At 66.7% G+C, this 7,280-nt stretch carries 7 protein-coding genes; 1 reads left to right on the top strand and 6 read right to left on the bottom strand.

The window, feature by feature from the left end:
* Positions 1 to 286: 286 nt before the first annotated feature.
* Complete coding sequence (locus B1790_RS31925) at positions 287 to 1,360, top strand: ABC transporter substrate-binding protein (RefSeq protein WP_079927298.1); 1,074 nt, start codon at positions 287 to 289, stop codon at positions 1,358 to 1,360.
* Between the two features lie 8 nt (positions 1,361 to 1,368).
* On the opposite strand, the gene B1790_RS31930 is transcribed toward B1790_RS31925, so the two are convergent.
* The 6 genes from B1790_RS31930 to B1790_RS31955 all read right to left on the bottom strand — a co-directional run.
* Positions 1,369 to 2,205, bottom strand: a complete 837-nt coding sequence (locus B1790_RS31930; RefSeq protein ID WP_079927299.1) for an N-acyl homoserine lactonase family protein — start codon at positions 2,203 to 2,205, stop codon at positions 1,369 to 1,371.
* Positions 2,205 to 3,785 (bottom strand): ABC transporter substrate-binding protein, encoded by a 1,581-nt coding sequence (locus tag B1790_RS31935; RefSeq protein ID WP_079927300.1) that lies wholly within the window; start codon positions 3,783 to 3,785, stop codon positions 2,205 to 2,207. The genes B1790_RS31930 and B1790_RS31935 overlap by 1 nt, the downstream gene beginning before the upstream one ends.
* A 52-nt stretch (positions 3,786 to 3,837) precedes the next feature.
* Complete coding sequence (locus B1790_RS31940; RefSeq protein ID WP_079927301.1) at positions 3,838 to 4,884, bottom strand: isopenicillin N synthase family oxygenase; 1,047 nt, start codon at positions 4,882 to 4,884, stop codon at positions 3,838 to 3,840.
* Positions 4,881 to 5,399 (bottom strand): hypothetical protein, encoded by a 519-nt coding sequence (locus B1790_RS31945; protein WP_233165415.1) that lies wholly within the window; start codon positions 5,397 to 5,399, stop codon positions 4,881 to 4,883. Before B1790_RS31945 ends, B1790_RS31940 begins: the two co-directional genes overlap by 4 nt.
* A gap of 12 nt (positions 5,400 to 5,411) precedes the next feature.
* Positions 5,412 to 6,245: an N-acyl homoserine lactonase family protein gene (locus B1790_RS31950; RefSeq protein WP_079927303.1), complete on the bottom strand. Its 834-nt coding sequence runs from the start codon at positions 6,243 to 6,245 to the stop codon at positions 5,412 to 5,414.
* Positions 6,245 to 7,280, bottom strand: a 1,036-nt coding sequence (locus B1790_RS31955; protein WP_142271629.1) for an ABC transporter substrate-binding protein, incomplete at its 5' end; no start/stop codon positions are given. The genes B1790_RS31950 and B1790_RS31955, both read right to left, overlap by 1 nt.

A 7,280-nucleotide genomic window follows, 5' to 3' on the forward strand; every position in this document is an offset into this window, starting at 1 on the left:
CCCATTCGCGCCGGGAACGGACGGCGTGCCTCGAGTTCTCCGATTGGGGGCGCTTCGGCTACCAACAGGTCCTCCATAATATCGACGGGCGAACCCGAAGGTTCGTCGGCAATCTTATCCCCCGCCGGGCGGTGTCGCGCCATGGGTCCTACAAAGTGTCGTATTTGGTAAGAACTCTCCGTCCGACGGCGCGTGACCAGGCGCGAACGCCCTGGAAGCGGCCGGTGGGCGGGCGGGCGGCCCGCGACTTGGTACCGTCTGCGGCGTGGTGTTCCTGAGCTCGCGAATGGGTCCGATCGCGGCCGCAGCGGCTGTCACCACGGCACTCGTGGCGACGCTTGCCACCGGCTGTGGGGACTCGACGGAACAACCCGGCACCGCTTCACCGTCCGCGTCCCTGGTCACCAGCACGACGAGGATTGCCGGGGCCGGTGTCCTCGGCAATCAGCGCCGACCCGACGAGTCGTGCGCCCCGGATCCCGCTCCCCTCGACGACCCGCCGACGCGCGAGGTTCGGCACGCGGCGGGGACCACCGAGGTTCCCCCCGACGCGCAGCGCATCGCGGTGCTCTCCGGTGACCAGCTCGACGCCCTGTGCGCGCTCGGCCTGCAGTCGCGCATCGTGGTCGCCGCGCCGCGCGACGGGTCCTCTGGGCAGCCGTCCTACCTCGGAGCGGTGGTCCACGACGTGCCCGCGGCCGGGGACAGCTCGTCCCCCGACCTCGGGGCCGTCAAGGCCGCGAACCCTGACCTCATCCTCGGCTCGCAGGCCTTGACGCCGGAGGCGTACGGCGAGCTGTCGGCGATCGCCCCGACGGTCTTCACCGGCGCCCCCGGCCCCGGTTGGCAGGACACCCTGCGCACCGTCGGTGCCGCGACCGGCCGCGCCGGCGCCGCCAACCAGCTGGTCGACGACTTCGAGCGGGCCGCGGACAAGACCGGCGCCGACAACGACGCCACCCACTATCAGGTGTCCGTCGTGCAGCTGACGGAGAACACCCTGCGAATCTTCGGCGTCGACGACTTCCCGGCGGCCGTGCTCGGCGCCGTCGGTGCCGACCGCCCGGCGACGCAGCGATTCAAGGACAAGCCCTACGTGGAGGTCGGCACGTCCGAGGTGTCCAGGTCGACGGACTTCTCGGCGGCCGACGGCGACGTCGTCTTCCTGTCCTTCGACTCCCCCGCGGCCAAGGCTCGCGCTCCGGAGGTTCTCGAGAGCGATGCGTGGAAGAAACTGTCCGCGGTGCGCGACAACCGCGTCTTCATCGTGAACGACGAGGTGTGGCAGACCGGGGAGGGCATCGTTGCCGCCCGCGGCATCCTTGCCGACCTCACGGTCGTCAACGCCCCGATCAACTGACTGGTCACCTATGCCGTGACCGGGCCGAACCGCTCGTGGAAGTGGGTGGTCAACTCCGGCCACACGTGCGGATCGTGGCCTGGGATCAACGTATATCCCTTGCGCGCTGCGAGTTCCTTGAGCCGGCGGATCGGCTCCACGGTCTCCTCCGGTTCGACGCCGATGTATCCGCCGATGGCGAGTTCGTGCTCGATGTTCTCGGTCAGGTCGGCGGCGTCGAAGGCAAACACGAATCCGTCACCCCCGCATGCTTCGTCGAGTTCCACCATGAAGCTCTGGTGTCCAGGAGTGTGCCCGTAGGTGGGTATCGCGGTGATCCCCGGCGCGATCTCGGCCTCCCCGTCGGCAAGACGCCACTCGATGTTCGGGTCGTCGAAGTCCACCCGCACGATCGCATTGCGTTCGGGCTCTGGGTGATTGGACAACCCGTACTCGAGTTCACGGCGCTGAGCGTGCACCGGGACCTTGCCTGCGAACAGTTTGAGTCCGCCGGCATGGTCGTGGTGCAGATGGCTGACGGCAACGGTGCGGATGGCGTCGAAGTCCACCCCCACCTCGGCGAGCCGCTGTTCGATCGGCTCGCCGGGGCCGGGCAGCACGGGGCGGTACTCCACCGTGGGAAAGAACCTGCGGTGCAGCGCCGGATCTCGCACCAACGCGGTGTTGAAACCGGTGTCGAGCAGCACCCAGCCGCCGTCGGTCTGCAGCAGCACGCCGGGCACCGGTTCCCGCATCCGTTCCTCCGGCGGAGCACCGTACACCGACACCGACTTCGGTAGTTCCTCCCAGCCCAACGTCAGCAGGATGATGCGGCGTACACCGCTCGGACGGACCAGTGTCGCCATCAGCCCACCGAAAGCGCGGCCAGCCGAAGCGAATTCGGGTTGGTCACGACGTGGGCCTGTTCCATGCCCTTGAGCCAGGGCTGGGCCACCATGAAGTCGTTGACGTCGGCGACGTTCAACCAGCAGCCGGTCTTGACGGCTTCTTCACCCGCCGTCGAGAAGTCCGGGAGCGACGCGTTGGGCAGGCCCTTGTTGAGGGCCTCGGTGACCGCTGGTGCCGAGCATCCGAAGAAGTTCAGGCCACCGTCGGCGTCCCACGAGATGTGGCCCCAGGTGTACGGCGACGGGGCGTCCGGCCAGCCGAGGTAGGTCATGATCTCCGGCGCGTTCTGTCCGTCGCCGCCGACCCAGCCGTAGATCTCCGAGGTGGGATAGGCCTGCACCTTGGCGTCGAGGCCGGCCGCGGCCAGCTGCGTTTGAATCAGGTTGCTGATCAACTGATTATCGGGATTGCTGGAGTCGTAGCCGATGGTGACGGTCTTCTGGTCGGCGGGCAGGCTGCCGGCCAGAGCCGTGAGGACCGACGGATCGTGCGACACCGCCTGCTTGCCGTATTCGGCGGCCATCATGTTCGGCGGGTAGATCTGCTCGGCTCTCTTGCCGCGCCCGAAGTACGTCTGCTTGACCAACTCGTCGACGTCGATGGCCTGCAGCACCGCGGTGCGGTTCTTGGCGTCGGTCATCATGCCCTTGCGCGGGTTGACGTAGACGTAGTTCGACATCATGGTCGGCAGCGAATAGTTGGTGAACGCCTTGTTGTCCAGGTAGGACTGCACCGCCGAGGAGGGCAGATCGTGCAGGATCGCGGCGATCTGGCCGTTGTTGAACTGCAGCTGCTGCGCGGAGACGTCGGTGATGACCGGGAGTTCGACCTTCTCGAAGTAGGGCTTGGTGCCCCAGTAGTCCGGGAAGGAGGTGAGTTCGTACTTGGAGCCCACCTCGGCGGCGGTGAGTGTGAACGGTCCGGTGCCCAGGTCGTGGTTGGTCAGGTACGTCTGCGCGTGGTCGGTGCCGCCGTTCTTCGCCAGCCCCTCGGGACTGAGCATCCGCGGACCGTAGGGGCAGGCCAGGTAGTCCAGGAACGCCGAGTTCGGCGCCTTCAGGGTGATCGTGACGCCGTAATCACCCTGTGTGGTAATCGAATCGACGTCGGCCACCATGTAGGCAGGACCTTGGTTCACGGCAAGCCTGCGGTCGAACGAGGCCTTCACCGCAGCCGAGGTGAACGGCGTGCCGTCGTGGAACTTGACCCCTTCACGAAGCTTGAAGGTGAACACCTTGTTGTCGGGTGAGGCCGTCCATTCCGTGGCCAGCAGTGGTTCCAGTTCCGGCTTGTCGGTACCCGCCTTGTACTGCAGCAGACCCTCGTAGGTGTTGGTCGTCAGCAGCAGGCCCTGCCCGGCGTAGTACACGTCGGGGTCCGGCGGCTGTCCCGGATCCTGCAGGAACGACAGGTGCAGCACCTTGTCGGTCGGTGCGGCATTCGGTGTGCCGCTGCCGGAATCCGAACCGCCACAAGCGGTCAGCCCGAGGACGACCGTTGCGGCGATGGCCGCAATGGCGCGGAACTTGGTGGTCATCGGATGGCTCCTTCGAAAATGGGGTCGGTGGTGACGGTGTAGGGCACGCGGGTCACTCCACGCCCAACAGCGCCTGCTGGCCAAACTGATTGAGTTTCAGCGACCCCTCGGGCAGCACCAGCTCACCGCTCTCGACGCGCTGCCGCAGGTACGCGAAACTCTGTGCGGTCTGGGCGAATAGGTGCTCCCCCGCCTTCAGTGGCGGGCGTTGCGGCGTGTCGGGAGAGGTGAACTGCGGCAGCGGCTTTACCTCGGTGTCGTAGTCGACGTTGAAGAAGAGCGGGAACGAGTAGCGCTCCTCGGCGACCTTCCGGACGCGGTGGCTGGTCGCGACGAAAGCACCGCTGGTCCACAGCTCGAGCAGGTCGCCGATGTTCACGACGAAGGTTCCCGGCACCGGAGGGACGTCGATCCACTCCCCTGCACCGTTGAGGACCTCGAGTCCTGGCGCCGTCGGCTTCAGCAGCGTGAAGCACTCGTAGTCGGTGTGAGCGCCGATGCCGAGTCCGTCCCGTGCGTCGGGGTTGTACGGATAGTGCACCAGTCGCAGTTGGCTCGGGGTCTTGGTGGCGTGCCGGGTAAAGACTTCCGGATCCTCCCCAAGGGCAACGGCGAACGCCCGCAGCAGCAGATGCCCGACCTCGAGCACCGCCTCGTAGTAGTCGGTCACGGCCTCGGCGAAGCCCGGCAGGTCCGGCCACGCGTTCGGACCGAGCATTGGGTTTCCCGAAAGATAGTCGGGATCGTCGGCGGGCAGGTCGAGCGCGGTGTCGAACGCCTCCTTGAGGTCGGGCACGGCGTCCGCGGCGGTTTCGACACCCTCTTCGCCGATCGGCACGTAGCCGCGATGACAGCGGGAAAGGCCGATGTAGCTTCGCATCTTCTCCTCGAGCGGCAGCGCGAAGAACTCCTTGGTGGCGTCGAGCATACGGTCGAACGTCGACTCGTCGACGCCGGAACCACTGATGTAGAAGAAGCCGACTTCGCTTGCTGCCCGACCGATTTCGGCCGATACCCGGTCGCGCACGGCGGCGTCCGGCGATCGCAGGCCGCCGACGTCGACGATCGGCACCGAGGTGAATGAGGTCATGCCGGTCATGAGATTGACTTCCCTTCGCTTAGTTCGACGCTCCATCGCTGGCCGACGGCGTCGACGTGGTCATCAGATGGCGCTATTCGTAGATTCGTCCACTCCACCCCGCCGACCGCACCGATCACCACCGAACCCGCACCTGCCCAACCAAAGAGATCTCCGACGCGCATCAGCAGTCCGCGTGCCCCGTCGGGAGATCGCAGGAAGGCCGCTGCGCATGGACCCGCCAAGTCCGCGTCGCGCACCCAGTGTTCGGAGTAGTCCTCGTGCACGCCGGTCTCGACGAGGACGTCGCCGTCCCAGTGCATCGCCCCGGCGTCGGGAAACGGCCCCGGTGGTTCGAGATCGACGTCGCGATGCCACTCGAAGACGTTGCCGTGCTGGTGAAGTGGGCCGGCAAACCCTCGGGAGTCGACGTAGGCGGTGATGCCCTGGAGCCATCGAACGTTCCCGCCGGCATCCCGCGATCCGTCGGCGCCCACGAGGAGGGCGCGCCGCCAAAGCCCGGTGCACTCGGCCATCAGGACGTCCATCTATGCCGGTACCGGACCGAAGCGCTCGTGGAAGTGGGCGGTCAGCTCCGGCCACACGTGCGGATCGTGCCCAGGGATCAGCGGATAGCCCTTCTTCGCAGCCAGCTCCTTGAGCCTGCGGATCGGCTCGATGGTCTCCTCGGGTTCCACGTCGACGTAGCCGCCGATGGCCCGCTCGTGCTCGATGTTCTCCGTCAGGTCGGCGGCGTCGAAGGCGAACACGAACCCGTCACCGCCAACCGACTCGTCGAGTTCCACGACGAAGCTCTGGTGGCCAGGGGTGTGTCCATAGGTCGGTACCGCGGTGATACCCGGCGCGATCTCGGCCTCCCCGTCCGCCAGACGCCAGTCGATGGCCGGATCGTCGAAGTCCACCCGGAAGATTGCATGGCTCTGCGGCACCGGATGATTCGACAGTCCGTACTCCAACTCGCGCCGTTGCGCGTGCACGGGCACCTTGCCTGCGAACAGCTTCAGTCCACCGGCGTGGTCGACGTGCAGGTGCGACAGCGCCACGAGGTGGATGTCGTCGATGTCCACGCCAATCTCGTACAGCGACTCCTCGATCGGCTCGCCGGGCCCCGGCAGCAGCGGCTGGTACTCCATCGAGGGGAAGTACCGCCGGTGCAGCGCCGGGTCACGGATCAGCGCGGTGTTGAACCCGGTGTCGAGCAGCACCCAGCCCCCGTCGGTCTGCAGCAGCACACCGGGCACGGGGCACCGGAACTGCTCTTCCGGGGCCCCGTATACCGACACCGACTTCGGCAGATCCTCCCAGCCCAGCGTGAACAGGACGATCCTGCGGACACCGCTCTTGCGCGCCAGCCCGGTCATCAGCCCACCGAGAGCGCGGCGAGGCGCAGCGAGTTCGGGTTGGTTACGACGTGCGCCTGCTCGACGCCCTTGAGCCACGGCTGGGCGACCACGAAGTCGTTGACGTCGGCGATGTTCAACCAGCAGCCGGTCTTCACGGCCTCGAGGCCGGCCTGCGAGAACGCATCGGGCGACCCGTCCGGCAGCCCCTTCGCGAGCGCCTCGGTCACGGGAGGCGCCGAGCAGCCCAGGTAGTTCAGACCACCGTCACCGTCCCACGAGATGTGACCCCACGTGTAGGGCGACGGCGCATCCGGCCACGCCAGTGCCGCGAAGATCTCCGGTGCGTTCTGGCCGTCGGTACCGATCCAGCCGAAGGTCTCCGACGTCGGGTACGCCTGCACCTTCGCGGTCAGACCCGCTGCGGCGAGCTGGGTCTGAATCAGGTTGCTCACCAACTGGTTGTCGGGGTTGCTCGAGTCATAGCCGATGGTGACGTTCTTCTGGTCGGCGGGCAGGCTTGCCGCAAGGGCCGTCAGCACCGACGGGTCATGCGGCACGGACTGCTTCGCGTACTCCGGGGCCATCACGTTGGGCGGGTAGATCTGCGCCGCCACCTTGCCGCGACCGAAGTAGGTCTGCTTGACGAGTTCGTCGACGTCGATCGCCTGCAGGACGGCCGTTCGGTTCTTGGCGTCGGTCATCATCCCCTTGTGCGGGTTGACGTACAGGTAGTTCGACATCATGGTCGGCAGTGAGTAGTTCGCGAACGACTTGTTGTCGAGATAGGACTGCACGGCCGAGGAGGGCAGATCGTGCAGGATCGCGGCGACCTGACCGTTGTTGAATTGCAGTTGCTGCGCGGAGACGTCGGTGATGACGGGGATCTCCACCTTCTCGAAGTACGGCTTGGGACCCCAGTACTCCGGGTACGCCTCGAGCGCGTAGCGCGATCCGACCTCGGCGGCGGCCAGCGTGAACGGCCCTGTGCCCAGATCGTGGTTGGTCAGGTACGTCTGCGCGTTGTCGGTGCCCGCGTTCTTCGCCAGCCCCTCG

It is taken from the genome of Mycobacterium sp. AT1, assembly GCF_002043095.1.
Lineage (GTDB): Bacteria > Actinomycetota > Actinomycetes > Mycobacteriales > Mycobacteriaceae > Mycobacterium.